Source organism: Prevotella melaninogenica ATCC 25845 (assembly GCF_000144405.1).
Lineage (GTDB): Bacteria > Bacteroidota > Bacteroidia > Bacteroidales > Bacteroidaceae > Prevotella > Prevotella melaninogenica.
On sequence record NC_014370.1, the window covers coordinates 1,033,899 to 1,060,717 of the forward strand.

Genomic DNA, 26,819 nt, shown 5'->3' on the forward strand with positions numbered 1-26,819 from the left:
ATTCATAATTCTTAAAATGGAACTTATAATTACTTTTGGTTGATAAAGAAATCAGAATACTTTGGTAATTGATTAATAACTATCAATTCTCTTCCTCAAACAACAAACTTCTATATATTCACAGAGACTTTTACCTCTGTGAGTATATATGAAGGTTTTTGTTTTATCTATAGCCTCTTGTCAGTAAACTTAACAATAGGTCGTTGTAATTATACAGAAAAGGCACAAGGCATAAATATAGCTTAGTAGCAAACATAACTATCAACTGCAAAGGGTAACTAAAGCCCCCCAATCAATGTCACAAAAGAAGGTAAACATAGACGTAAATACGATTGACTTGGATAATACAGAGTTGCAAAAAGCACTTCAGATTATTCAGTTTACAAACAATTCCCTATTCCTCACTGGAAAAGCAGGAACAGGAAAGTCTACATTTCTACGTTACATTGCTGCGACAACAAAGAAAAAACATATTATTCTTGCACCCACAGGCATAGCTGCTATCAATGCAGGTGGTAGTACTCTGCATAGCTTCTTCAAACTTCCATTCTATCCTCTTGTCCCAACTGACAAACGTTATTCTGCTCGTAATCTACGCAGCACAATGAAATACAATGGTGACAAGTGTAAACTTTTGCGGGAAGTCGAACTAATCATTATTGATGAGATTAGTATGGTTAGAGCTGACATCATTGACTTCATCGACAAAGTACTGCGCATATACAATCGTAATATGCGCGAGCCATTCGGCGGAAAACAACTTCTCTTGGTAGGCGACATTTATCAGTTAGAACCTGTTCTAAAGGAAGAGGATCGTCGACTCTTACAACCCTATTACCCAAGTAGCTACTTCTTTGATGCAAAGGTGTTCCAAGATTATCCACTTGTGAGTATTGAACTCAATAAAGTCTACCGTCAAAACGACCCTCACTTTATTTCCATTCTTGACCATATCCGTACGAATCAGGTCACTGACACTGATTTCAACCATATCAATGAACGTGTTGGTGCAAGTTTGGAAAATACAAACAAGCCAGAAGGAGATTTCACCATTACCCTATCGACTAAACGAGATACAGTAGACTGGATAAACAATGAAGGACTTGATAGCCTTGATGGAGATCCTGTTATGTTCTTAGGTGAAATCAAAGGAGAGTTTCCTGAGAGTAGCCTCCCTACTCCTATTGAGTTAAACCTCAAGGTGGGAGCACATATCATGTTTATCAAAAATGACATTGAGAAGCAATGGGTTAACGGAACCTTAGGTATTATTATCGGTATTGATGAGGAAGCAGGAATCCTCTATGTTCATACAGAAGAGGGAGATGACTTACAGGTGCAACGTGAGATGTGGGAGAATATAAGGTACCGATTCAATGAGGAAGAACAACGAATTGAAGAGGAACAAATAGGTACTTATATACAATTCCCCATCAAGTTGGCTTGGGCTATCACTGTACATAAGAGTCAAGGACTGACATTCAAGAATGTAAATATTGATTTCACAGGCGGTGTCTTTGCCGGTGGTCAGGCATATGTTGCTCTATCACGCTGTACAAGTCTTGAAGGTATTACACTCAAGGAACCACTACGTAGAAATGAGGTCTTTGTAAGAAGTGAGGTAACACATTTTGCCAGACACTACAACGATAATAATATTATATCGACAGTACTCAAACAGAGCAAGGCTGATAAAGAATACTACGATGCTGTATGTGCTTTCGACAAGGGAGACTTTGATGCTTTCCTGCGTAGCTTTTTTCTTGCTATTCATAGCCGTTATGATATTGAACGACCAGCAGCTAAGCGATTTATCAGACGAAAACTGGACCTCATTAACCAGCTACGTAATGAAAATGAGGAACTTAAGCGACAACAAGATAAGAAGAATGAGTATCTCAAAGAGCTGTCAGTAGAATATGTTATGATGGGTAAAGAGTGCGAGCGTGAAGAAATGAATGAGGCAGCTATTGCCAATTATGAGAAGGCTATTGCACTCTATCCTGATAATCCAACAGCACAGAAAAGATTGAAGAAATTAAAACCTTCAACCGAAAAAGATAATAAATAATGGAACAGAAAAAGAGTCTTTCAAAAATTATAGCAACAATCGTTTTTGGTATTGTTTTCATCATTATTGCTATTGTATCTTGTAATCAAAGCAAAACAATAGAAGGCAGTAACAATGGAGATACTGTTGCTGCAAAGGAGTTTACACCACATGTTGAGAATGGTAAACTAAATATTGATTTACAGAGTATTACCTCTATTCGCTTTCCTAAATATAAGACAACAAAAGCAATACCTTTTATACCCGACTCTGTTAGTTTAGCGGCTGATGAAGAATCGGTAGAAAGTGGCAACTATTCAGCAACACTACTTCTTGATACGATTCCAAATAAAGAGTTTTATCAGAGAATAGATCTTGCAGCACAGCATGATACGTGTTGGGATATTAACAAATTTGCTTATACTTACGAAAGAAAAGATAAAGCTGGAGGTGTGTATAAAGTCGTATTTAGTAAAGGTGGACAGCAGATATTTGTCACTCATCTGAATAAAGACATGATAAAAAATACGAATCAAACGAAGCCGAACAAATAAACATCACAATACACCCTAATTATGCTTAGGTTCTAAATGAACCAGTTTAGGTTTAATAAAACGCATAAAAAAAGTGTCAAAGCAAGTAGCTTCGACACTTTTTTTATATCCTTTTTAAGTCTTAACGAGCCTGCTCAAGCTTGCTATCAATATGTGCAATAGCATGGCTTTCCAAGTGAGCGAATGAATCGAGAATATCCTTAACATTCTTCTCTTCCTCTACTTGCTCATCAATATACTTTGCAATGAAGTTCTGTGATGCGCGGTCCTTCTCCTCATCAGCAACATCTGCCAACTTGTTGATAAGTTCTGTAACCTTCTGCTCATGCGCAAATGTATCAACAAAGGCCTCCTTAGCGTCTGTCCAACTTGTCTTAACGGCATCGATACTGGTAAGGATAACCTCACCACCACGATGAAGAACAAACTGAGCCATATCCATTGCGTGCTGTCTCTCCTCTTCAGCCTGCTTGTACATCCAACTTGAGAAGCCCTTCCAGCCTTCCTTACGGAACCAGCATGACATCTGTAAATAGAGATTTGATGACCACATTTCTGCCGCAATCTGCGCATTGAACGCATCCTGCATCTTCTTTGATATATTCATTTCTTGTTCTTTTTAATTAGTAATTAATTACTTACTTCGTTAGTCACTAATAATAATTCCGACTGCAAAATTACAACATTATTGTTATTTTTCCAAATTATCAGCCCAAAAATATGATTTTTTCACATGCTTATTAAACTCATATCACACATCTATTTTATCATCCCAGCTATATTTATACTCTTTTTTAGGTGATATGTTATTGCCCCGCACATGTCGTACTGATGATAAACACCAATGGTGCTGAGCACTAATTAAGTTGCTATATATTGCTATGAAAAAGTGTATTTTTATATTATTGGGATGAGGTCTACACCCAAACGGGAATACAAACGTATTTCATCTTACTTTTATATATCAAAAAAGATTTGCATCAAAGCGGTTACTAAAAGTAAACCTGAACTTTGATACAAATCTTTGTTTTCTATACTTATCTTTATAAGTGCATTCTCGTTCTACAAAAGATTATTCAATTACTACAGTTGTCCAACCATGCTTGTCTTCTATCGTGCCATACTGAATACTACGGAGAGTTTCATAAAGCTTGGTAGACCATGGTCCTGGTTTGTCACCAAAATTATAAACTTTACCCGTCTCCATATCATCAAGATGTGATATCGGAGAGATAACTGCTGCTGTACCACAAGCACCAGCTTCTTCAAAGCTATCCAATTCATCTTCTGAAATAGGACGACGCTCTACCTTCATTCCAAGGTCTTCAGCAATCTGCATCAGACTCTTGTTCGTTATAGATGGCAAGATAGAACTTGACTTAGGAGTAACATAAGTATCATCCTTGATACCAAAGAAGTTGGCTGCACCACACTCGTCAACATACTTCTTCTCCTTTGCATCCAAATAGAACTCTGAGGCATAACCTTGCTCATGTGCACGACGATTTGCTCTAAGTGATGCAGCATAGTTACCACCAACCTTATACATACCAGTTCCCAATGGAGCAGCACGGTCAACATCACGAACAATAACATAAGGATTAGCACAGAAGCCACCCTTAAAGTAAGGACCAACAGGAGTAACAAAGATTAAGAAGCAATATTCCTCTGCTGGACGAACACCCACCTGAGCAGATGTACCAATTAACAACGGACGAATATAGAGTGAAGCACCACTCTCGTAAGGTGGGATATATTCTTGATTAAGACGAACAACTTTTTTAACCATTTCTGCAAACAACTCTGTTGGTACTTCTGGCATTACAATACCACGACTTGTATTCTGCAAACGTTTTGCATTTTCTTCTACACGAAAAACACGCACTTTACCATCTGGACAACGATATGCCTTCAATCCCTCAAAAGCCTCTTGACCATAGTGAAGACAAGTTGCTGCCATGTGAAGTTTAAGATACTCATCTGAACTGACTTCTACCTCACCCCACTTTCCATTGCGATAGTAACAGCGAACATTATAATCAGTTGGCATATAGCCAAATGATAAACTTGACCATTCTATATCCTTCATATTATTTTCGTGTTAAGTTATTATTCATGACAATTATCTACAAAAGTAAACAAAATATTCTTACCATGCAACCAAATAACAAGTTAATTAAACTTACATTTCGTTTTCTAAATAAGAAAAAAGAGAATTATTGCTTTTCTAAAAGCTTTTGAATCTCGTTGTCGGTACGCTTAAGCTTTTGTTTACAGAGCTTTACTAACTCTTGAGCTTCTTTTAATTGGGCGGCCATAGAGTCTATATCAAGTTCTCCACGTTCCATTTTATCTACAATAGCTTCCAATTTATGAACTGCTTCTTCGTATTTTATTTCTTTCATTGCCTTTTTACATTTATAATATATGGAATAATATGCTCTTTTAGGATAAACGTTCCACCTTACTCTCTACCTCGCCAGTCTCAAAACGTGTTGTTATCGTATCACCTATCTTTAAGTCTTTAGCGTTACGAATTGTCCTACCATTACACAATGTAATACTGTACCCACGCTTTAAGAGTAAAGAAGGATCAAGTAACCTTGCTCGCTGCTCAAGTATATCGAGTCGATGCTGCTCAACAGACAACTTATTTTGCAGTGTCAGTAACATACAATTTTGTAACGTGCTTAAATAAAATTCTGCCTGTTTTATAGCTTCATTCATTCTCATCACCAGCCGTTGGGATAAGCCTTCAAGCCAAGCATCCTGCTTTGTACGAACCACAGAGAACAATACTGGAATATGTGAACCAATATGTTGAATACGCATTTTCTCAACCTCTAAGGCCTTCTTCACACCATCGATTATCGCAGCTTGCGCGTTTTCTACTCTCATCAACGTTGAAGCAATATGGTCTATGAGATAAGCAGCAGCGGCAGTTGGCGTTTTCATACGTTGAAACGATACCATATCCAAGATGCTTTCATCACGTTCGTGCCCAATACCTGTTATAATTGGTAATGGAAAGTTTGCCACATTCTCAGCAAGATTCAAGGTATCAAAACCGCTAAGGTCGGCTGTTGCGCCACCACCACGAATGATAACAACACAATCGAAATCTTCTTCACGACTATTGATTTGATTCAATGCGTTTATTATACTCTGTTCAACAGAGTCGCCCTGCATAATAGCAGGAAACAATTCTACGTGGAAATAGAGTCCATAATCATTAGTTTCTAACTGATTACAGAAGTCACCATAACCAGCAGCGGTCTCAGAAGAGATAACAGCTATACGCTGAGCAAACATCGGAAGACAAAGTTCTTTTTGCAAATCAAAGACTCCTTCTGCCTTTAATTGACGGATAATCTCTTGCCGCTTACGCATCATATCACCCATCGTATACTCAGGATTGATATCATCAACTATCCAAGAGAAGCCATACTGAGGATGAAATTGAGCATGAACTTGTAACATTACTTTCATTCCAGCTCGTATTTCCTGACCTGTAATACGAATAAAAGCTGGCTTAATAAGTGTCCAAATGTTGCTCCAACACTTTGCTGAAGCACGTGCTATAGGTACATTGCTCCCTTCGTTCTTCTCAATCAGCTCCATATAACAGTGTCCACGATTCTCACGGGCCTCAGACAATTCTGCTTCCACCCAATAAGAACGTGACAGGGTTGCGTCTATCACATCTGCGACAAGACTGTTTAATTCAAATAACGAAAGTGCTTTGGTCATCTTTTAGAAATATATGTTTCACTAACCATTACTGATTATAACGAGTTGCTGACTGATAGGCTGACCAAAAGTCAGGTATACCATATCCCATTATATTGTCAGGAGATTGACAATTATTTCCCGATTGACGAATAATATCTATTATCTCTTTTGCTGATTTATTAGGGCATGCCTGCCACAAACAGGCTACCATACCAGCTATGAGTGGACAAGCGAACGATGTTCCATTGTCTGGTATGATATATCCCCTACCCGATACGACATTTGTTGGACATCCATAAGCCATTACATCTGGCTTAATACGCCCATCAGCTGTAGGACCTATCGATGAAAAAGGAGCATTAACTTTATCAAGAGAAACTGCTCCCACGGTAAGAATATCATGAGCATCAGCAGGAACATTAATCTTCTTCCAAGTTCCCATACCATCGTTACCTGCACTATTTACAAGTATCATTCCCTTACTTGCCAAACGTGATGCTGCTTGAGAAATTGCTGCAGTTCGTCCATTTAAATCTGCGTAACGATAGTTCATAGATATGTCATCAAAGCCGTGATAGCCCAAAGATGAACTAATGATATCAACACCTACAGAATCAGAAAACTCAACTGCAGCTATCCAAAAATCTTCTTCTGCAGGACTTTCTGTCGAATAGTCTTCCGTACGAAGCAACCAGAAATCAGCTTTAGGAGCAGTACCCACAAACACCGTAGGCTGGTTCATCGCTATTGTTGACAAAGTCTTAGTACCATGATCCATCTCTTTATAGACATCATTATCGTACCCTGCAACAAAGTTATGTGTACCTTTTATATTGAGATTCCTAAAGGCAGCAATCTTATCCACATTCATAAAGCCTGCATCCAACACTGCGATAGTCATACCTTGTCCCATAAAACCAAGGTTGTGCAGCTTTCTACCATTCAAACTCTCAATTTGCCCCTTACCCATACCATAATAGTCGTGAACCGTAGAATCAAGAGATTGAAGTTCAGAATTATAACGAACACGTTGAGAAAGTGGACGGATAGAGTCTGGAGAGACAAATACCAGCTTACTATCTTTCACAAAAGACAATACTTTTAAGTCTTCTAACGTTTGGCGATTATTGCCACGCACAAGAACAGAGTTATTCCATTTACTCACAGCAACAACCTTACCACCTCTCTTCTTTATCTGTTGAATATAATCTGGTGATACCGGTAGGTCTGTCGAATCAAGCTTTAATCCCTGACGTTCACGTCGAAGAAGAGAAGCTTTTGATAGAAATTTCTCTGGTTTATCCAAGGAATAAGGTGTTCCATTCTTATCTTTTAAAGTAACACGGAACATATAACACTTTCCTCCTGGGTAACTTATCAAGCCACCACTCTTATTAGAAGCTAATAAAGTAGCGCTGACCAGTATAAATAGGAATATAATATAATTTCTGAGATAAGTTTGTTTCATAATCTGCAAACTTACACAAAATAATTGAATTATACCGCAGATATAAAAAGAAATTAGATAAATAAAAAAGGATTTCCTTTATTAGGAAATCCTTCTTGTACACCCTTAGGGATTCGAACCCTAGACCCACTGATTAAGAGTCAGTTGCTCTACCAACTGAGCTAAGGGTGCATGCTAAACGAAAAGACTTGGGTTAGAAATCAATTCTTGTACACCCTTAGGGATTCGAACCCTAGACCCACTGATTAAGAGTCAGTTGCTCTACCAACTGAGCTAAGGGTGCTCATTTCGTTTTTGCGAGTGCAAAGGTATTACTTTTTTGCGAATTAACCAAACTTTTCTATCTTTTTTTAGTCATAAATCAGTCGATAATATTATGCCATCAGGCTGAAAGTTTAGTATAACTACGTGATAATATGAGTATTACAAAATGACATGGTTCTAAAAGGAAACAATTATTTTTATGTATTTATAATTATCTTTCGCTCCAGATAAGTAAATTCAGACGCCTTTGATGCCTAATCAACTTATATAATTTAACCCAATTCGATCATTAGAGCCTAAACATATTTTGTTTTATTATCGAGCAGATTGTTTGGCTTTGGAACGCAGGCGTAGCGGGCTACGTCAAGTTAAAAAGACGGACAAGATGCCGATAAGAAAATAAAAGATGTTAGGAAACAACACAAAAACAAGAATTCCTGAAACATTGTGGTCTAATGACCGCATTTGGGTTAAACAAAATGAGGATGAAACCTACAACAGTTTCATCCTCATAATATCGTTTTATAATGATTTCTCTATTATATATTATACTGATGCAAATCAACGAACTTACCACGCTGGCGACGCTCATCAATCATACGTTGTAGCTTTGCCTTGCGATGTGGCGCAATCCATTTTTTCGCAAAAATGTTAGGAATAGCAACACCAAGAGCAATACAAACTAAGACTAACGAACCATTGATTGCAAAAGACATAGCATGCGTTACTTCTCCAACAACACCCTGCATCCCCATAAAACCATAAAGTGCACGATACATTAATACACCTGGAACAATAGGGATAACAGCAGGAATAGTGATACACTGATGTGGTGTATGGAGGATATGGACAGCCTTAATATTAATGATAGATATCAATGCCGAGCCACAAAGTGAACCAACAACTATTCCAAGTCCAAGACCAGCATTTCCTGTTGAAGGGTCAAGGAAAACGAAGTTACGCGTACAAACACAGATTATACCTCCAACCGCAATCCAAGGCATTAAACGATATGGAATATTATAAATCGTTGCAAAGCCCATAGCAGAAATTGCAGCAGCAACAGCATAGACATAGAAAGAGTGATGAGGAATAGTAGGGAGGTCTTTTGCAAAACCATCAAAACTACCACACTTAATTGCCAACATAATACCAAATGACATTGCTATGACAATAAGAAGCGTGTTCATTGCACGGACTAATCCCGTGTTTATATGATTGTCTAACAAGTCATTAACAGCGTTTATTAAAGGGACTCCTGGAACAATATAAAGGGCACAAGCTAAGAGTGGATGCCAAGGAGTTTCTGTAAACAGAATTGGACGAAGGAACTCTGGTAGCGCTGCTTGAACGGTAGGTGTAGAGAGAAAAGACGACAACCATGCAAGAATTGTACTAACAAAAGCCGCAACAGCAAAGTTAGCATAAAGATTAGAACCAGAATGATTCAAGAACATACGAAGACGATTACCCAATATAGCGGCAATAGAAGCATAGAAGAAAGCTGTCCAATCACAACCGAACTGAATACAGAATCCACCACAAGCAAGTCCTGCACCAATAGCAATTATCCAATCCTTGTAATAGTGTTTACCATTAGCAATCTTCTCAAGTTCCTCTTCATACTTGTCTAACGAATAGTCCTTTTGAATAGCACGCCATGAGAGTTTTGAAACTTCCTGAATAGCAAGCATATTAATTACATGCTTATCACAACGCTGCATCTTAGAAAAACTATGATATTCGTCACTAACATTCACCTGCAACATATAATAATCAATGTTCATGTGCAGATTCTCTTTGGGAAGTCCCAAATAAGCTGCTGTACGCTCCATATTTCGCTTCACACGACTCGTATCAGCAGAACTTTCCATAAGAATTTGCCCTGTACGAAGGAGCAAATCGAGTTTTCTACGAAGGGTTTTCTTGGAACAATCCATCTGTTTTTCGTCCATACAAAACAATCTTTAAACTTTAAAACTTTTGCAAAGGTACAATTTATTATCCGTATAGGAAAATTACGCTGCTAAAAATCAAATCTTTAGCTTAATAATTATAGAACTTTGTTCTCAATAGTAAAAAGCTCATCAGCCTTTTCGAGTAATACTACTATAGATTTTTATGACGCAAACCCCTACACTCTTTTAGACCTATTCGTAATAAACAAGTTTTCTTATGCTTAGTAAATCTGTACATCGTAACCGTCCGCACCATTGGTGTTCACCGCCCGCACAAGATGTGCTAACCCTCCGCACAATATGTGCTGTCCCTCTGCACCAAATCATTTCACAAACAGTAAAATACGGTTTAATAGAAGTTTGAGAAGGTATATATCAAAGAGTCGATGAATAAAAACAAACGGGTTTCTTTCCCTCTCCTTATTCTTCAATGCCCAAAGAATCTTCTATCAATGCCGCAACGATAACAATTTTCTCGTAGAAAACGAAGTGGACGAGAAGAATCCGAACTATAAACATTGAGTTTCTTACATCTTCGTTAGGGAATCACTTCAAAGCAGTTTTTCATCGAGGCGTTAATACCGACAACATTCTGGTAACCAAAACCTTTCTGTAGGATAAATCGATTTTAATAGAGTGTTGTAACTATGAAAATAAAGCTTCTCAAATAATTATAAAATGCAAGATGTACAATAAAACAAATAATCTTCAAAAATAAATTCCGATTTCTTTGGATTTCTCAAGAATGTTATATATTTTTGCTCAAATCGTTATGAGAAAATATATATTTACTGCCATTATAGTATCTGTAACTTTAACGAGTTGCTTTAGTTTCTTCCCTAATCGGTACGAGAAAGCTCTTGTATACAATGGTTTTCGAGCAAATACCAATACAGGGATAGCTACAAAAGTGAACATAAAAGGCTACTATTCTTTAGTTAATGATAGCACCGATTCTGTTACCGTAGGAGGTTCTTCTATCATTAGCAAGGGTGGCATGTCAACGCTTGCAGGGTATAATCCTTTTATCCTTTATGAGGACGGAACATACGGAAATATTCTTTTCAATGCTGTAGAAAAGGATTTTTATGCCAATGAGCATTATAAGAGAGCTAATGTGGAATTGTATAAGGAGTGTACTCCTTTGAATAACATATATCTTATGAGGAGTGGGTATTATAAGCTAAAAGAAGATACAATCTGTGTAACGACATATATATATTATTTACTACGCACAGAACTGGTATTACTGAGGTATAAAATCATTGATAGTAGTCATCTGCTACTTTTAGATGAGACTTATATTTCTGGAAATAAAAATGAAAACGATACTTGTGTTCAGAATAGGATATTTGAATTTATCCCAGCTAAAACACTTCCTTCTCCATCTTTGTTCCCAATTAAAAAGAAAAGGTGGGCTTGGGCTAACAAGAAGGATTGGAAACAATTTAAGCATAGTATTGCAAGAACATCAAAAAACAAATAAGAATATACTATATTTTTTTACAAGTTTATCAGAGATACATTTTATAGCAGTTATTGCGGGTCTTCAGGATTTTGGAGTGATAAGGTTTGTCACTTAAGGTTAGGTTTCTGACGAAATGTCACACGAGAAAAGGAGAGGACGGAGGATTATCAAAACAAAGCAATGGAAGTCACGGAGGCACCGTCGGTGCATAGAGTGACGGAGTCTGTTTGCCAATTCTATTAGCAATTTATATACAAAACGTTTATCCCCAAACAGTTATCAAGAACCTGTATGCTACACCTCCGTCGCTCTTTGTGCCGTCGGCACCTCTGTGACATTGTGTTTACCTCCGTCCTCCCCGTAGCTCTGTGTGCCTTATTATATAATCGTTTTAGTTTATCACTCCATATTTCGGAAGAACAAAAAAAACACTTGATTATGAAAAAAATCATCTTCTCAGTGAAATAAGTCTATCAATCCTTCGTTGTTACAATATAAATATAGTACCTTTGTAGATAATGAGTTTTATAAATACTGTAAATACAGAAGACCTTTACCACAAAGTTGCACGACTTATAGAAGATAGTCGCGCTCGTATGGTTACATCAATAAATTTAGCAGAGGTATACACAAAGTTTCGTATTGGACAATATATTGTAGAAGAAGAACAACGTGGTGAGACAAGAGCTCAGTATGGAAAACAAGTTCTCCAATCGCTTGCCACTAAACTTACCAAAAACTTTGGTAACGGATGGAGCTATTCTAATTTGCGCCAAATGCGACAATTCTTTGTAATATATAGCAATTTGACAACCACTGGCTGTCAAATTGACGATTTTACTCCAAAGTTCACATTGTCGTGGTCGCACTACTTGCTTCTAATGCGTGTTGAAGACCCCGATGCTCGCAGGTTTTACGAAATAGAAAGTTCACAACAACAGTGGTCCAAACGTCAACTATCAAGACAAATAGGAAGCAGTCTTTACGAAAGACTGGCTCTCAGCCGAGACAAGGAGGGAGTGATGCGGCTTGCTCAAAAGGGGCAAGTTGTAGAGAAGCCATCCGACATCATTAAGGATCCAATTACGTTGGAATTTTTAGGTTTAAAGCCCGACAGCCTATACTCTGAGTCAAAATTAGAGAATGCCATAATCGGACGTATGCAACAATTTTTATTGGAGTTAGGGAAAGGGTTTCTTTTTGAAGCACGGCAAAAGCGATTTACCTTTGAAGAAAGACATTTTTATGTGGACTTAGTCTTTTACAATCGATTATTACAATGTTATGTATTGATAGACCTTAAGACAGGAAGCTTATCCCATCAGGATTTGGGACAGATGCAGATGTATGTCAACTATTATGATCGCTATATCAGACAAGATTTTGAAAACCCAACAATCGGTATTTTGCTCTGCGAGAACAAAAACGATGCATTAGTAGAACTTACTCTGCCCCCAAATGCAAATATCTATGCTTCTGCTTATCAATTGTATCTTCCCGACAAAACTCTGCTACAATCAAAGGTCAAAGAATGGATTTCTGAATTTAGAGACAACGCTGAATGATATGAAACCAAATATAGATATTAGTGAAAACGAACTTCTACGGCAATCAGAAGAAATACTTGTAGAATTACTCAGAGACCACACGACGCAAAAGAATATCTTTTGGGCTACGGACGATTATGCCTCTTTAGGTGAGGCATATAGTTATCATGCACCTATCACAATACCTTGTATCACCGGTGATAATGGTTTTATCATACAACCGAGAGTATTAAAAACTCGAGAAGAACAAGCGAACCGAACCAAAGACAAAGCTGAGGTTTTTACGCCTTCTTGGGTGTGCAATGCGCAAAACAACCAGGTAGACGAGGCATGGTTTGGGCGCAAAGATGTTTTTAATCACGAGCACCCCGAAACCAAAACATGGACAGCCACAACTAAACCAATCTTGTTTCCTGACGGTAAAACATGGAAGGACTATGTTCGCTCCACCCGCATGGAAATCACATGTGGTGAAGCCCCCTATCTTGCAAGCCGATACGATACGACTACAGGAGCTTTTATTCCATTATCACAACGTATAGGTATGCTTGACCGTAAATTACGTGTCATATCGGAAAATACTACCACTACTGGAGAATGGCTCAAAATGGCACAAGAGGCATATAAGAATATCTATGGCTATGAATGGCAAGGAGACAATCTCCTGCTTGCTCGTGAAGCACTACTCATGACTTTTATTGAGTATTACACAGAAAAGTTCGGAGAGAAACCCCAAGAACGTTCGATAAAATACATTGCCTATATTATAGCTTGGAATATTTTTCAGATGGATGGGTTGAAAGGAGTAGTTCCCGATAGTTGTAGACATAATGAGGTCATAATTGAACAAACTCTTTTTGAAGCAATGGAGCGAACCGTGCTTTGTCCCGGATGTCAGAATGAGACCTATAAAGGACACAACGGGATATACTGCCTCATCCGTGACTGGGGACATAAAGACCCAGTAACAGGAGAGAACAATCGAAAAATACGTTTCATTGACTTAATAAAATAACAACTTAAAATATCAACCTATGGCTACTTTTGAATCATCACTCAAACCTCGATTGATATATGTTTTTGCTATTGCTGACAAACAGCATGAAGGTAGTTTGAAGATAGGAGAAACAACGCTTGGTGATGATACTGGAGATACGTTGGCAGCACCCAATAGCGATGTCCTTAACCAGGCTGCCAAGGCTCGTATTGATCAATATACGAAAACGGCAGGTATCAGTTACGAACTTCTGCACACCGAACTTACGTTTTACATCCGTGGAGGACATATCTGTTCCTTCAATGACAAACAAGTGCATAATGTCTTAGAGCGTTCGGGCGTAAAACGTAAGGAGTTTAAAGGAGCTACTGAATGGTATTCCTGTGACTTGGAAACCGTAAAACGTGCCATTGCTGCCATCAAGGAGGGCAAGGACAGTTTGGGGGCAGGCGAAGTGACTCACACTGAGAATCCGATTATTCTCCGACCAGAACAAAAGGACGCCGTGGAGCGTACGCTCAAACAGTTTCGTCGGGGCAATCAGATGTTATGGAATGCCAAAATGCGTTTTGGTAAAACCCTATGTGCCTTGCGTGTAGCTAAAGAGATGGGAGCCGTCCGTACTATTATTGTCACTCATCGTCCTGTGGTAGACGCCAGTTGGTTTGAAGACTTCGGAAAAACATTCCACGACAGTCCTGAGTGGCATTATGGTTCACATAACAAGGGGGAAAGCTTTGCCTCGCTCCAGCGACTGGCTGGTCAAGGAAAGAAATATGTCTATTTTGCTTCTATGCAAGATATGCGTGGCTCTAAGGAAGTTGGAGGAAAGTTTGACAAAAACAACGAAATATTTTCAACTACTTGGGACTTGGTTATTGTAGATGAGGCTCACGAAGGTACGCAAACCGAATTAGGAAAGGCTGTCTTAGAACAACTGATAAGCAAAAACACTAAGATATTGCGCCTATCAGGCACACCTTTCAATCTGTTGGACGACCACAAAGAAGAGGAGGTCTTTACGTGGGATTATGTTATGGAGCAAAAAGCCAAAATAGACTGGGAAATCAATCATCTTGGTGACACCAATCCATACGCTTCGCTACCCGCTATTCACATATACACCTACGATCTTGGGCGGTTGATGAGTGAATATAGCGACGAAGAAAAAGCCTTCAACTTCCGCGAGTTCTTCCGCACACGAGAAGATGGGAGCTTTGTACACGAGCGAGATATTGACCATTTCCTCACACTCCTGACGACTGATGATGAAGAATCGCTCTATCCTTACTCTAACGACAGCTTTAGACAAATTTTCCGACATACCCTTTGGATTCTGCCGGGTGTAAAAGCCGCCAAGGCTCTCAGCAGAAAACTGGCTAAGCACCCTGTCTTTGGACTCTTCAACGTGGTTAACGTGGCAGGCGATGGCGACGAAGAGGAAGAAAGCCGCGACGCACTTGAACTTGTTAATAAAGCCATTGGCAGTGACCCTGACCAATCTTATACAATAACCCTCTCCTGTGGACGTCTTACCACGGGTGTAAGCGTAAAGCCTTGGACTGGTGTGTTTATGATGGCTGGTGCTTACAGCACTTCGGCAGCAGGATATATGCAGACTATCTTCCGTGTTCAAACACCTTATACTCATAATGGACGTATGAAGACAGACTGCTACGCCTTCGACTTTGCTCCCGACCGCACGCTGCGGGTGCTTGCTGAGACTGCAAAAGTATCGCACAAGGCTGGAAAGCAAACCGAAGATGACCGTAAATTGCTTGGCGACTTCCTTAATTTCTGTCCTATTATTGCCATTGATGGTGGGCAGATGAAACAATACAAAGTGGAAACTATGCTTGCCCAACTCAAGCGAGCGCAGATAGAAAAGGTGGTGCAAGATGGTTTTGAAAATGGTGCACTCTACAATGACGAATTACTCAAACTCACAGATGTGGAACTCAAAGAGTTTGATGACCTCAAAGGCATCATTGGCAAAACCAAGGCAATGCCTAAGTCGGGAGACATCGACATCAACCGACAGGGACTGACCAACGAGCAATACGAGGAGAAAGAACAACTTGAAAAGAAAAAGAAGAAAGACCTTACGCCAGAAGAAAAAAAACGACTCGACGAGCTTAAAGCAAAGGGCGACCAACGGCGGGAGGCTATCTCCATTCTCCGTGGTATCTCTATCCGTATGCCGCTTATGCTTTATGGTGCCGAAATGGTGGACGAGGACAAGGAACTGACCATCGACAACTTTGCTAAGCTTATGGACGACCAGTCTTGGGAAGAGTTTATGCCTCGAGGCGTAACCAAACAAGTGTTTGCCCGTTTCAAGCGTTATTACGACCCCGACATCTTCCGCGAGGCTGGTAAGCGCATCCGTGAAATGGCGCGTATGGCAGACAAGTTTACCATTGAGGAACGTATTGCCCGTTTAGCAAGCATCTTTGCCACCTTCCGCAACCCCGATAAAGAAACGGTGCTCACGCCTTGGCGTGTGGTAAATATGCATCTTGGAGATAGCCTTGGAGGCTACTGCTTTATGAACGAGGACTTCACCTCCAACTTAGATATTCCTCGCTATATTGAGCATAAAGGTGTCACGACTGAGGTGTTTCATCCACAGAGCGTCATTCTGGAAATTAACTCCAAGAGTGGTCTCTATCCCCTCTATGCAGCTTACAACATCTATCGCACCAGATTAGAGCAGGCTCGTGAGAAGTATGGAGAAGTAAATCGTGCCACGGCACTTATGCTTTGGGACTTGACCTTAGAGGAAAACATCTTCGTCGTCTGCAAAACGCCTATGGCACGCTACATCACTATGCGCACCCTACGAGGTTTCCGCAATACGAATGTGCATACCAAATATTATCCCAACTTAATAGAAAGCATTATCACAGAACCCGATAGCGTGGTCAATATGTTGCGCTCGGGTAAGAGATTCTGGAAAATAAATAATGACGAAAATATGAAGATAGACGCTATTATAGGCAACCCACCGTATCAGGTGACATCCGAAAACACAAGCGATGCTCCTGTTTATCATTTATTCATCGATCTTGCAAGCCTTTTGGCGCAAAGAGTCTCGCTTCTGACTCCTGCTCGCTATCTGTTTAACGCAGGCAAAACGCCAAAGGATTGGAATACTAAGATACTTAATGACGAGCACTTTAAGGTGGTTGATTATTGGGCAAATAGTACAGATGTGTTCCCAACAGTAGATATAAAAGGAGGAGTGGCTGTTATGTACAGAGACTCTAAGCTGAATTTTGGAAAAATTGGTACGTTCACAGCTTACAAGAAATTGAACATTATTGCAAATAAAGTATGTAAGATAAGTGAAAACGGATTGTTTGCAGAACTAATATATGCGCCCGAAAGTTATAGATTGTCAGATAAATTACACGAAGACTATCCTTGGGCTAAAGAGCGTTTAAGTATGGGACATCCATACGATATAACAACCAATATTTTTGAAAAACTGCCCGAAATATTCAAAGAGACTTATCAAATAAAGGAAGAGGAAGTTAGATTCTATGGTAGATATAAAAACGAACGTTGCTATCGTTGGATAAAAAGGGAATATGTTGATTTCCACCCGAATTTGGATAAATATAAGGTGATTGTTCCTAAAAGCAACGGATCGGGAGCAATCGGAGAAGTACTGAGTTCACCGCTCATAGGAGAACCACTCATAGGAGTTACTCAGACATTTTTAACAATAGGAGCATTCGATACTCGGACAGAAGCAGAGGCTTGTCTCAAATACGTCAAGACAAAGTTTGCCAGAACGATGCTGGGGCTACTTAAAGCAACGCAACACAATCCCAAAGACACTTGGCGACTTGTACCATTGCAAGACTTTACCGCAGCGTCAGACATTGATTGGACACTTTCTGTTGCAGAGATAGACCAACAACTTTACCACAAATATGGGTTGGAAGCGGAAGAAATAGCCTTTATTGAAGAAAAGGTGCGAGCAATGGGGTGAAAAAAAGAGGCAAGTCATCATAAGGCTTGCCCTTTTTGGTTATCGTTCTGAGAGTGTTTGTTTAATGATTGCTTGCATCTCCTCGTCTATTCCAAATAGTCGATATAACTGTGTATTTACATCTTGTGCGTAATCTATTATTCCATTATCGTTCGTATAGTCCAATAAATCGGGTACAAGTTTCCCCAAAGAAGTTAAAGCTTCATCGGTTAGCAAGAATGCGTAGCGTATGAAGTCTGTTTGGCAGTAAGCATAGAAGTTTCGTGCTTCCTGCTCTGTTTCAAATGTTTTGAGGGCAACACGTGAACGGCCAAAGACAGAGTGATTGTCAAGCACAGCAATCTGATTGCTTCGTTTCTGTCCGCCAGCATTTGCGCTCGATACAATGACTTTCCACCGATGCAAATAGTCTAAGCCAGTTTTAATTACCGATTTATGAGCAATGAACCAACTTGCTCTCCCTGCCTTTCCTGCTTTGTCGTTCGTAAACAACTTTATTTCATCTTCGCCAAGTATTATTCCTTCTTGTAAAGGGCGTACTAAGGTCGGATTTTGCTCAACAAAATCGCTCTCTATAGAAAATAGACTGCGAGGAAGAACTGACCCATAGATATATTCAAAATGATGCTTAATGACAATGGCTTGAATCTTTTGACTGATTTGCTCGGCTATAGGATCAAGTGCCATTAAAATATCACCAGGGTTAGACATTGCAACTTCCATAGTTTTTCCTCCTTTGCTGTAAGCATAGATAAAGCCCTCTTTTTTCTTAGCATAATCCATAAATACAATAGAGAGTCCATCGGCAATGCCGACATCTTGGAAAATATCTGTAGAGTCAGGAAAGAAATGAAGACGGCAAAGCCTTCTATCGTTGATTTGATTATATTGGTGTCCGATAAAACTTTTTTTGCGTTCATATCTTTTTAATTCAGAATAATAAAAAAACGGGCTGATTGTTTTGCACATTCAGCCCTTCTTATTTCCTTTGTAGTTGTCATAATAAAACAATGAAATAAGATGAACAAAAGTACACATTTTATCGGACAGCCACTATATGTTCAACTGTTAAACTATTTTAATCGTGATAAAATTCTCTCTCTGAGCCAAGCTCAGGGAGGTGAACACTATATAAAGAAGTTTGATGCATGGCATCATCTTGTTGTCATGCTTTATGCAGTAATGCTGCGTTTAGACTCTCTGCGTGAGATAAAAGCCTCTCTCTTTGCTAATGTTAATCGCTTTAATCATCTTGGTTTAAAGCATTTCCCTTGTCGAAGTACCTTGTCAGATGCAAATAAACGCCGAGATTCCGAGATATTCGGTTCGATCTATATGAACCTATATGAGAAATACCGCCATGAGCTTTACTCGGACAGCCGAAATTGTGGACAGCCTAAATGGCTGAAGAATCTAAAGATAATAGATTCTACGACAATAAGTCTGTTTTCTAACTTGGTCTTTAAAGGTGTAGGACGTAATCCCAAAACTGGTAAGAAGAAGGGTGGAATAAAAGTACATACAGAGATATTTGCCAATGAGAATGTTCCAAGCGATATTAAGTTCACATCTGCAGCTAGTCATGATCAGTTTGCACTTATCCCAGAACGATACGCCAATGAGGACCTGATTGCTTTTGACCGAGCCTATATAAACTATGAAAAGTTCTCTGAACTGACGCAAAGAGGCGTTATATATGTAACTAAGATGAAAAATAATCTTAGCTTTGAAAGGATTGCTGATACAGATTACCAGATGACTACAGATTATGGAGCTGTACGCGTAGAAACCATTCTCTTCCATAAGCATACAAAGGAAAAAGATATTTACCATAAAGCAAGAAAAATCACATATCAGGATAAGACCAAGAAAGGGAAAATCAGATTCATATCTCTGCTGACCAATGATTTTCAGATGTCAGCAGAAGATATTATAGCTATCTATAAGAGACGATGGCAAATAGAAACCTTATTTAAACAAATAAAACAGAATTTCCCGCTAAGATACTTCTATGGAGAGAGTGCGAACGCTATAAAAATACAAATATGGATTACACTTATAGCCAATCTGCTTATAACCCTAGTGAAGAACAAAATAAAGAGACCTTGGAGTTTCTCAGGCTTGGCAACAATGATAAGAATTCTACTTATGAGTTATGTCTCAATACAGAGTTTCTTTGAACGGCCACATAGAGACTGGGATAGATTGATTACCCAGGTAAAAGCCCCACCAGAAGAGTTGTCATTATTCTAGTGGGGGGGCTTGGAATTTGAAATAAGAACAAATCATGCCTATTTCAGCAGGATTGAGAGAGGATATTGCAGTATATAGAGGTTTTATCGGACAGCAATAATTTGATTATAGCCAAAATTTGCCAGTCCCTTGCCTGAACGATGTATCCACCGCCCAGCAGGATAAATGAGCGAGGAAAAACGTGGAGCAAGTCTGTCGGCAAGTAATTGGAAATGTTGGAATATATTTACAACAGCTTTTTGTCCATTATCAGTATCTTTCTTTGCTACAGTCAGCTGATACGGTGGGTTGCCTATAATAGCGTAAATCGGCGAGATTTTTGCAATATTACTTAGATACAAAATCAAATAATATGGTCAAATCATTTAAGCAACAACTCAAGAAAGAAGAATTATCGGACAATACGATTACAGCTTATCTGTATGCTGTAGAAGACTTTGAGCGAAAGTATTCTTGCTTCAATCGAGAAAATCTTTTGCTTTACAAAGCAGATCAAATAGAACAATTTAAACCCAAAACTGTAAACCTTCGCATTCAGGCTCTCAACAAATACTTAGAGTTTATCGGTAAACCTCGCCTTCGTCTCAAATCTCTCAAAATACAACAGAAAACTTATCTCGAAAATGTGATTAGCAATGCGGACTACCAGTATCTCAAGTCAAAACTCAAAGAAGGAGAAGAGGAAGTATGGTATTTCCTCGTTCGTTTCTTAGGTGCTACAGGAGCTCGAGTAAGTGAACTTATACAATTCAAGGTCGAGCATGTGAGAGTGGGTTACTTTGACATCTATACCAAAGGAGGGAAGGTTCGTCGGATCTTCATTCCGCAAGATCTCTGCATGGAGACAAAAGCATGGTTGAAGCGTGCCAATATAGATCTTGGATATCTATTTTTAGACAAACACGGCAAGCAGATTACTCCACGAGCCATTCGACACAAATTGCAACGCTTCGCCCATCAATGGGGTATAAATTCCAAGGTGATGCACCCTCATTCCTTCCGTCATAGGTATGCAAAGAATTTCTTAGAATCGTTCAATGATGTTGTTCTATTGGCAGACTTAATGGGGCATGAGAGTATTGAGACCACTCGAATTTACCTGCGTCGTACTTCCAATGAGCAACAGGCTATTGTAGACAAGATAATTACTTGGTAACCTCTTTGACTTGATAAACTATTGTTAGTTGTAGCAGTCTCTCTGTGCAATGATTTCGTTCTCAACATAGTTCATTTACTTTTTGCGCTCAATAAATCCGTAATGTCTCTCTCTTTATAATAACAATTGTGTTCTATCATTGAATGAGGAATTTTTACCCATATCTCTGTATGATTGCAAGGTACACTTACTGATAATCAAATGCTTACATGAATCTTCGTTATCAATCCACCCCTCACTATCGGGCGGATTGCCGAAGAGTTGTTCGATACGATGAATAAAGTTTGCAGAACAAAACAATTTATTCAAAATGTATTTTCCTGTCACTGATATCATCAAAAAGAGCCTATAAACAATTGATTTGCAGCACCTTTATATGAAATGTTAAATGTGACAGCAAAATAAATTTAAAACAACAATGCTTATATCACCAACTTTAGTCTGCTTTATTACTCCGCATATCGGAAACCTTAATTTAACTGTATAATAGCTTTTCGAATATTCTCTTTTGCAACGGTAGGTTTCATTGCTTCTGTAAGCATCATATCTGTTGGTGTAATACATTGGACTTGTGAGAAGCCTGCTTTAAGTAAAGCTGCCGCATCCTTTACCTTCCCAGCTATAAGCATAACAGGAACATTCTTACGAAGACCATATTCTAAAACCCTTATCGGTATCTTTCCCATTAATGTCTGACTATCTGCACTACCCTCCCCTGTTATAATCAAATCTGCATCTTCTATAAGTGAATTAAAATTGACAGTTTCTAAAAGAACATCTGCACCAGAGCTCATCTTGGCATTCATAAACTGCATAAAAGCATAACCCAATCCACCTGCAGCTCCAGCACCGTTATTCAAAGAACAATCAAAACCTAACTGAGCAGCAGCCATACGTGCAAAAGTACGTGCTCGACGATCCAAACAAACTATCATTTCTGGTGTCGCTCCCTTCTGTGGACCAAAAATGACAGCAGCACCACGTTCACCAAAGAGAGGATTATTTACATCTGAAGCTAAGGTTATATCTAAATCTCGTAAAAATTTATCACGCCAGTTCTTACCAAAAATGTCTTTCAAAGCTGCCAACATACCAAGTCCGCAATCGCTTGTAGCTGACCCTCCAAGTCCTACAACAAACTTTCTATATCCTCTTTGAAGTGCATCAGCAAAGAGTTCACCTAATCCATAAGTGGTTGCACGTAAAGGATTCAATTCCTGTTGCTTAAGAAAATTTATGCCACACGACAAAGCCGTCTCTATAACGACCGTATTATCTGCACATACGGCATAGCTTGCTTGAATGGGACGCATGAGTGCATCGTGGCAATTAATAGTAATCTCCTTACAGTCGAATAACTGTAAAAAGACTTCTAACATTCCATCTCCCCCATCCGTGACAGGAACCTTTACAACCTTAACTTCCTGCCACCGCTCACGAAGACCCTGTTCAGCAGCATCTTCAGCTTCAACAGAAGAGAGACAACCTTTAAAACTATCAATAGCTAAAATAATATGCTTCATATTGCTTACAAAGTTATTAAGAATTCGTGAATAATTTGGATTTTACATCTATTATATATATCTTTGCAAGATAAACTGTAATTATATACCTTTATATGAAACAATTTTTCAAATTCGTTTTTGCTTCTTTCTTTGGAATGATGTTGTTTAGCATCGTTACAGGACTCTTTGCACTTTTCACTATTGTTGGTATGATTGCATCGCAGGATACAACCAAAGAACCTGAAGACAACTCAATACTTGTATTGAATCTTTCAGGACAGATGTCAGAGAGAAGTGAAAATAATTTTCTTAGTCAGCTACAAGGTTCTCAAATAAATAGTTTGGGTCTTGACGATATGCTTGAAGGAATCAGAAAAGCTAAAGACAACGATAAAATAAAGGGTATATACATAGAAGCAGGTGCGTTTGCGTCTGATTCATATGCTTCTATGCAGGCATTGCGTAAAGCACTACTCGATTTCAAGAAGAGTAGAAAGTGGATTATTGCTTACGCTGACACCTATACACAGGGTACATACTACTTGTCGTCTGTTGCTGATAAAGTTTATCTTAATCCACAAGGACAGATTGACTGGCACGGATTAGCTTCTGAACCAGTTTTCATTAAGGACCTCTTGGCAAAATTCGGTGTAAAGATGCAGGTAGTAAAGGTTGGTGCTTACAAAAGCGCAACCGAGATGTTCACTGGCGACAAGATGAGTGATGCTAATCGTGAGCAAACATCAGCCTATTTAAACAGTATCTGGGGCAATATTACAAAGGAAGTTGGAGCAAGCAGAGGTTTGTCAGTAGCACAACTGAACGCATACGCTGACAGTATGATAACCTTTGCTGACCCACAAGAATATGTAAAATTAAAGCTCGTTGATGGCTTAGTTTATACAGACCAGATAAAAGGAATCGTCAAAAAGCAATTAGGTATTGAGGCTGACAAAGACATCAATCAGGTTACTATTGCTGACATGGTGAACACTGAGGACAAAAACCAAGGTGATAAGGAAAATGAAGTTGCAGTCTACTATGCTTATGGTGATATTGTTGATGGTGTTGTAGGAGGTCTCTTCTCACAAGGTCATCAGATTGACGCACAAGTTGTTTGCAAAGATTTGGAAGAGTTAGCAAAAGATAAAGACGTTAAGGCTGTTGTCGTACGTGTCAACTCTGGCGGCGGCTCCGCTTATGCATCAGAGCAAATCTGGCATCAGATTATGGAACTGAAAAAGTTGAAACCTGTCGTTGTTAGTATGGGTGGAATGGCTGCTTCTGGTGGCTATTATATGTCAGCTCCAGCCAACTGGATTGTTGCTGAGCCTACTACAATTACAGGCTCTATAGGAATCTTTGGTATGTTCCCTGATGTTAGCGGTCTGCTAAGAGAAAAACTGGGTTTAAAGTTTGATGAAGTTAAAACCAACAAATATGCTGACTTCGGCACACGCGCTCGTCCTTTCACAGAAGAAGAAATGTCATATCTTAGCCAATATGTAAACCGTGGCTATAAACTCTTCCGTCACCGTGTGGCAGAAGGACGTAAGATGACTGAAAAACAGGTTGAGAAGGTAGCACAGGGGCATGTGTTTACTGGTCAAGATGCACAAAAGATAGGACTTGTTGATCAGCTTGGTGGATTGGATGTTGCTGTAGCAAAAGCTGCACAACTTGCTAAACTACCAAATTATAGAAAATGTGCTTACCCTAAGGAGCCTAACTTCTTAGAGCAAATGATGGAGCAAACGAATCCTAATAATTACCTCAGCCAACAGTTACGTGCTAACTTAGGTGACTATTATGAGCCATTCACACTCTTAAAGACCATCGATCAACAGAGTGCAATTCAGGCACGTTTGCCATTTTATCCTAATATCCATTAATCATATATGGAAGGAGACCACATCAAAATAAACAAATGGCTATTGCCTTTCAGCTGGCTCTATGGGCTTGGAGTAAGACTGCGCAATGAGTTATTTGAACTGAACATTCTCAAATCCCGACAGTTTGACATTCCAGTCATATCTGTTGGTAACATTACTGTGGGTGGTTCAGGGAAAACTCCCCACGTAGAATATCTTATCCGATTACTGAAGGATAAAATGAAGGTGGCTGTTCTCTCACGTGGCTATAAACGTAAGAGTTGTGGATACGTATTAGCAAACGAGAATACTCCTATGCGGGAGATTGGTGATGAACCCTATCAAATGAAGACAAAGTTCCCTGATATTCGTGTTGCAGTTGATAAGAAACGCTGTGAAGGAATAGATCGGCTAACATCTGATGAAGAAACAAAAGATACAGATGTTATTCTCTTAGATGATGCTTTTCAGCACCGATATGTACATCCCGGTATCAATATCCTGTTAGTTGATTATCATCGACTTATCATCTATGACAAACTTCTTCCTGCAGGAAGACTACGTGAGCCACTCTCTGGAAAAAATCGTGCAGATATTGTTATCATCACGAAGTGCCCAAAGAGTCTAAACCCAATAGACTATCGTGTATTGAGTAAAGCTATGGAACTCTACCCTTTCCAACAGCTTTATTTTACGACGTTAGACTATTGTGATTTGGAACCTATCTTCAGTAAAGGAAGAAATATACCACTCACAGAAATAAGAGGAAAAAATATCTTGTTGCTTGCTGGTATCATGTCACCAAAGCAATTGGAGTTGGATCTAAACTCTTTCACAGGAAACAATGCACTGACAACACTATCGTTCCCAGACCATCATGCATTCACAACAAAGGATATTCATCGTATTAACGAGACCTTTGCTAAAATGCCTGAACCAAAATTGATTGTCACAACAGAGAAAGATAAGGCACGTCTTGTTGATATTGATAAATTATCAGACGATGTAAAAGAAAACATTTATGCACTTCCTATCAAGGTAAGCTTTATGCTTGACAAGGAAGAGGTATTCAATAAAAAAATAATATCCTATGTACGAAAAAATTCAAGAAACAGCATCTTGGCTAAAAGAGAGGATGACCACAAGTCCAAAGACAGCCATCATTCTGGGCACAGGCCTCGGACAATTAGCTTCAGAGATAACCGATAGCTACTCATTTTCTTATCAAGATATACCAAATTTTCCAGTGTCAACAGTAGAAGGTCACGCTGGTAGCCTTATCTTTGGACGACTTGGTGGTAAGGATATCATGGCTATGAAAGGTCGCTTCCACTTCTATGAAGGATATAACATGAAGGATGTTACCTTCCCTATTCGTGTAATGCACGAGTTAGGCATTGAAACATTGTTTGTTTCAAACGCTTCTGGCGGTATGAATCCATCGTTCAAGATTGGTGACCTCATGATTATTACAGATCATATTAATATGTTCCCAGAACATCCGCTACGTGGTCGTAACTTCCCTACAGGTCCTCGCTTTCCAGATATGCACGAGGCATACGACCATAAATTGGTTGATTTAGCAGACTCTATTGCTAAGGAGAAGAACATCGAAGTTCAGCATGGAGTTTACATGGGCGTACAAGGACCAACCTTTGAAACACCTGCAGAATACCGTATGTACCACAAGATGGGAGGTGATGCTGTTGGCATGAGTACCGTACCAGAGGTTATCGTTGCTCGCCATAGTGGTATTAAGGTGTTCGGCATCAGTGTAATCACTGACCTTGGTGGCTTTGATGTTCCTGTAAAAGTTAGCCACGAAGAGGTTCAGGAAGCTGCAAACGCTGCACAGCCACGTATGACAGAGATTATGCGTGAGATGATTAAACGCTCATAAGGCATATAAATATAAAAAGAAACTAAGGCGTTCTTTATTCTATAATTCATAGATAAAGGACGTCTTAGACATTATATCAATAAGCTATTAATAAAG

General features: G+C 39.1%; 20 protein-coding genes, 2 tRNA genes and 1 pseudogene. 11 read left to right on the forward strand and 12 right to left on the reverse strand.

Annotated features, from left to right (window positions below; all coding sequences use genetic code 11):
* The first annotated feature begins 295 nt into the window (after positions 1-295).
* Together HMPREF0659_RS04105 and HMPREF0659_RS04110 are read left to right on the forward strand one after the other, a co-directional pair.
* Positions 296-2,071 (forward strand): AAA family ATPase, encoded by a 1,776-nt coding sequence (locus HMPREF0659_RS04105; RefSeq protein ID WP_013264688.1) that lies wholly within the window; start codon positions 296-298, stop codon positions 2,069-2,071.
* The gene (locus HMPREF0659_RS04110) at positions 2,071-2,604 is read left to right on the forward strand and encodes a hypothetical protein (protein WP_013264275.1); all 534 of its coding nucleotides are present in this window, start codon (positions 2,071-2,073) and stop codon (positions 2,602-2,604) included. The genes HMPREF0659_RS04105 and HMPREF0659_RS04110 overlap by 1 nt, the downstream gene beginning before the upstream one ends.
* Before the next feature lie 121 nt (positions 2,605-2,725).
* On the opposite strand, the gene HMPREF0659_RS04115 is transcribed toward HMPREF0659_RS04110, so the two are convergent.
* From HMPREF0659_RS04115 to HMPREF0659_RS04150, 8 genes are all read right to left on the reverse strand, one after another.
* Positions 2,726-3,211, reverse strand: coding sequence for a ferritin (locus HMPREF0659_RS04115; RefSeq protein WP_013264819.1), 486 nt, complete (start codon positions 3,209-3,211; stop codon positions 2,726-2,728).
* 465 nt (positions 3,212-3,676) lie between these two features.
* Complete coding sequence (locus HMPREF0659_RS04120; RefSeq protein WP_013264420.1) at positions 3,677-4,693, reverse strand: branched-chain amino acid aminotransferase; 1,017 nt, start codon at positions 4,691-4,693, stop codon at positions 3,677-3,679.
* A 127-nt stretch (positions 4,694-4,820) separates the two neighbouring features.
* Entirely contained in the window at positions 4,821-5,009 is a 189-nt protein-coding gene (xseB, locus tag HMPREF0659_RS04125; RefSeq protein WP_013265025.1) for an exodeoxyribonuclease VII small subunit, read from the reverse strand.
* 40 nt (positions 5,010-5,049) lie between these two features.
* On the reverse strand, positions 5,050-6,354 hold the full coding sequence (gene xseA, locus HMPREF0659_RS04130; RefSeq protein ID WP_013264948.1) for an exodeoxyribonuclease VII large subunit: 1,305 nt from the start codon (positions 6,352-6,354) through the stop codon (positions 5,050-5,052).
* A gap of 28 nt (positions 6,355-6,382) precedes the next feature.
* The gene (locus HMPREF0659_RS04135; protein WP_044045865.1) at positions 6,383-7,804 is read right to left on the reverse strand and encodes a S8 family peptidase; all 1,422 of its coding nucleotides are present in this window, start codon (positions 7,802-7,804) and stop codon (positions 6,383-6,385) included.
* A 98-nt stretch (positions 7,805-7,902) separates the two neighbouring features.
* Positions 7,903-7,975 (reverse strand) — tRNA-Lys (locus HMPREF0659_RS04140).
* Between the two features lie 39 nt (positions 7,976-8,014).
* Positions 8,015-8,087, reverse strand: a tRNA-Lys gene (locus tag HMPREF0659_RS04145).
* A gap of 520 nt (positions 8,088-8,607) precedes the next feature.
* Positions 8,608-10,023: a threonine/serine exporter family protein gene (locus tag HMPREF0659_RS04150; RefSeq protein WP_013263860.1), complete on the reverse strand. Its 1,416-nt coding sequence runs from the start codon at positions 10,021-10,023 to the stop codon at positions 8,608-8,610.
* Between the two features lie 775 nt (positions 10,024-10,798).
* Here HMPREF0659_RS04150 and HMPREF0659_RS04155 point away from each other — a divergent pair.
* The 4 genes from HMPREF0659_RS04155 (at position 10,799) to HMPREF0659_RS04170 (ending at position 18,038) form a co-directional block, all read left to right on the forward strand.
* The gene (locus tag HMPREF0659_RS04155; RefSeq protein WP_146160282.1) at positions 10,799-11,512 is read left to right on the forward strand and encodes a hypothetical protein; all 714 of its coding nucleotides are present in this window, start codon (positions 10,799-10,801) and stop codon (positions 11,510-11,512) included.
* Positions 11,513-12,012: 500 nt separating this feature from the next.
* Entirely contained in the window at positions 12,013-13,059 is a 1,047-nt protein-coding gene (locus HMPREF0659_RS04160; protein WP_013264042.1) for a PDDEXK nuclease domain-containing protein, read from the forward strand.
* 1 nt (position 13,060) lies between these two features.
* Positions 13,061-14,056, forward strand: a complete 996-nt coding sequence (locus HMPREF0659_RS04165) for a hypothetical protein (protein WP_013264779.1) — start codon at positions 13,061-13,063, stop codon at positions 14,054-14,056.
* A 19-nt stretch (positions 14,057-14,075) separates the two neighbouring features.
* Complete coding sequence (locus tag HMPREF0659_RS04170; protein WP_013263844.1) at positions 14,076-18,038, forward strand: Eco57I restriction-modification methylase domain-containing protein; 3,963 nt, start codon at positions 14,076-14,078, stop codon at positions 18,036-18,038.
* Between the two features lie 39 nt (positions 18,039-18,077).
* Here the strand turns inward: HMPREF0659_RS04170 and HMPREF0659_RS04175 are convergent, their stop codons facing one another.
* Positions 18,078-19,007, reverse strand: a complete 930-nt coding sequence (locus HMPREF0659_RS04175) for a class I SAM-dependent methyltransferase (protein ID WP_013264625.1) — start codon at positions 19,005-19,007, stop codon at positions 18,078-18,080.
* 51 nt (positions 19,008-19,058) lie between these two features.
* Here HMPREF0659_RS04175 and HMPREF0659_RS04180 point away from each other — a divergent pair, with 51 nt between their 5' ends.
* On the forward strand, positions 19,059-20,291 hold the full coding sequence (locus HMPREF0659_RS04180; RefSeq protein ID WP_013264582.1) for an IS4 family transposase: 1,233 nt from the start codon (positions 19,059-19,061) through the stop codon (positions 20,289-20,291).
* Positions 20,292-20,374: 83 nt separating this feature from the next.
* On the opposite strand, the gene HMPREF0659_RS12380 is transcribed toward HMPREF0659_RS04180, so the two are convergent.
* On the reverse strand, positions 20,375-20,638 hold the full coding sequence (locus tag HMPREF0659_RS12380) for an Eco57I restriction-modification methylase domain-containing protein (protein WP_081439539.1): 264 nt from the start codon (positions 20,636-20,638) through the stop codon (positions 20,375-20,377).
* A 5-nt stretch (positions 20,639-20,643) separates the two neighbouring features.
* Here HMPREF0659_RS12380 and HMPREF0659_RS04185 point away from each other — a divergent pair, with 5 nt between their 5' ends.
* Positions 20,644-21,447, forward strand: coding sequence for a tyrosine-type recombinase/integrase (locus HMPREF0659_RS04185; protein ID WP_013263818.1), 804 nt, complete (start codon positions 20,644-20,646; stop codon positions 21,445-21,447).
* Between the two features lie 71 nt (positions 21,448-21,518).
* Here HMPREF0659_RS04185 and HMPREF0659_RS12865 read toward each other — a convergent pair.
* Together HMPREF0659_RS12865 and HMPREF0659_RS04190 are read right to left on the reverse strand one after the other, a co-directional pair.
* Positions 21,519-21,783 (reverse strand): annotated as a pseudogene (locus tag HMPREF0659_RS12865) (helix-turn-helix domain-containing protein).
* Positions 21,784-21,917: 134 nt separating this feature from the next.
* A complete protein-coding gene (locus HMPREF0659_RS04190) occupies positions 21,918-22,970 on the reverse strand; it encodes a glycerate kinase family protein (RefSeq protein ID WP_013264837.1) in 1,053 nt (350 codons plus the stop codon).
* 95 nt (positions 22,971-23,065) lie between these two features.
* Here HMPREF0659_RS04190 and sppA point away from each other — a divergent pair, with 95 nt between their 5' ends.
* From sppA to HMPREF0659_RS04205, 3 genes are read left to right on the forward strand one after another with little or no spacing between them, the layout of a single operon-like run.
* The gene (sppA, locus tag HMPREF0659_RS04195) at positions 23,066-24,844 is read left to right on the forward strand and encodes a signal peptide peptidase SppA (RefSeq protein WP_013264158.1); all 1,779 of its coding nucleotides are present in this window, start codon (positions 23,066-23,068) and stop codon (positions 24,842-24,844) included.
* 6 nt (positions 24,845-24,850) lie between these two features.
* Positions 24,851-26,032, forward strand: a complete 1,182-nt coding sequence (gene lpxK, locus HMPREF0659_RS04200; protein WP_044045867.1) for a tetraacyldisaccharide 4'-kinase — start codon at positions 24,851-24,853, stop codon at positions 26,030-26,032.
* On the forward strand, positions 25,914-26,723 hold the full coding sequence (locus HMPREF0659_RS04205; protein ID WP_081439540.1) for a purine-nucleoside phosphorylase: 810 nt from the start codon (positions 25,914-25,916) through the stop codon (positions 26,721-26,723). Before lpxK ends, HMPREF0659_RS04205 begins: the two co-directional genes overlap by 119 nt.
* Positions 26,724-26,819: the final 96 nt, after the last annotated feature.

What these genes read in the sequence shown, in the direction of transcription:
- HMPREF0659_RS04105 (WP_013264688.1), top strand. Translation starts at nt 296, where the DNA reads ATGTCACAAAAGAAGGTAAACATAGACGTAAATACGATTGACTTGGAT.
- HMPREF0659_RS04110 (WP_013264275.1), top strand. Translation starts at nt 2,071, where the DNA reads ATGGAACAGAAAAAGAGTCTTTCAAAAATTATAGCAACAATCGTTTTT.
- HMPREF0659_RS04115 (WP_013264819.1), bottom strand. Translation starts at nt 3,211, where the DNA reads ATGAATATATCAAAGAAGATGCAGGATGCGTTCAATGCGCAGATTGCG.
- HMPREF0659_RS04120 (WP_013264420.1), bottom strand. Translation starts at nt 4,693, where the DNA reads ATGAAGGATATAGAATGGTCAAGTTTATCATTTGGCTATATGCCAACT.
- xseB (WP_013265025.1), bottom strand. Translation starts at nt 5,009, where the DNA reads ATGAAAGAAATAAAATACGAAGAAGCAGTTCATAAATTGGAAGCTATT.
- xseA (WP_013264948.1), bottom strand. Translation starts at nt 6,354, where the DNA reads ATGACCAAAGCACTTTCGTTATTTGAATTAAACAGTCTTGTCGCAGAT.
- HMPREF0659_RS04135 (WP_044045865.1), bottom strand. Translation starts at nt 7,804, where the DNA reads ATGAAACAAACTTATCTCAGAAATTATATTATATTCCTATTTATACTG.
- HMPREF0659_RS04150 (WP_013263860.1), bottom strand. Translation starts at nt 10,023, where the DNA reads ATGGACGAAAAACAGATGGATTGTTCCAAGAAAACCCTTCGTAGAAAA.
- HMPREF0659_RS04155 (WP_146160282.1), top strand. Translation starts at nt 10,799, where the DNA reads ATGAGAAAATATATATTTACTGCCATTATAGTATCTGTAACTTTAACG.
- HMPREF0659_RS04160 (WP_013264042.1), top strand. Translation starts at nt 12,013, where the DNA reads ATGAGTTTTATAAATACTGTAAATACAGAAGACCTTTACCACAAAGTT.
- HMPREF0659_RS04165 (WP_013264779.1), top strand. Translation starts at nt 13,061, where the DNA reads ATGAAACCAAATATAGATATTAGTGAAAACGAACTTCTACGGCAATCA.
- HMPREF0659_RS04170 (WP_013263844.1), top strand. Translation starts at nt 14,076, where the DNA reads ATGGCTACTTTTGAATCATCACTCAAACCTCGATTGATATATGTTTTT.
- HMPREF0659_RS04175 (WP_013264625.1), bottom strand. Translation starts at nt 19,007, where the DNA reads ATGTGCAAAACAATCAGCCCGTTTTTTTATTATTCTGAATTAAAAAGA.
- HMPREF0659_RS04180 (WP_013264582.1), top strand. Translation starts at nt 19,059, where the DNA reads ATGAACAAAAGTACACATTTTATCGGACAGCCACTATATGTTCAACTG.
- HMPREF0659_RS04185 (WP_013263818.1), top strand. Translation starts at nt 20,644, where the DNA reads ATGGTCAAATCATTTAAGCAACAACTCAAGAAAGAAGAATTATCGGAC.
- HMPREF0659_RS04190 (WP_013264837.1), bottom strand. Translation starts at nt 22,970, where the DNA reads ATGAAGCATATTATTTTAGCTATTGATAGTTTTAAAGGTTGTCTCTCT.
- sppA (WP_013264158.1), top strand. Translation starts at nt 23,066, where the DNA reads ATGAAACAATTTTTCAAATTCGTTTTTGCTTCTTTCTTTGGAATGATG.
- lpxK (WP_044045867.1), top strand. Translation starts at nt 24,851, where the DNA reads ATGGAAGGAGACCACATCAAAATAAACAAATGGCTATTGCCTTTCAGC.
- HMPREF0659_RS04205 (WP_081439540.1), top strand. Translation starts at nt 25,914, where the DNA reads ATGTACGAAAAAATTCAAGAAACAGCATCTTGGCTAAAAGAGAGGATG.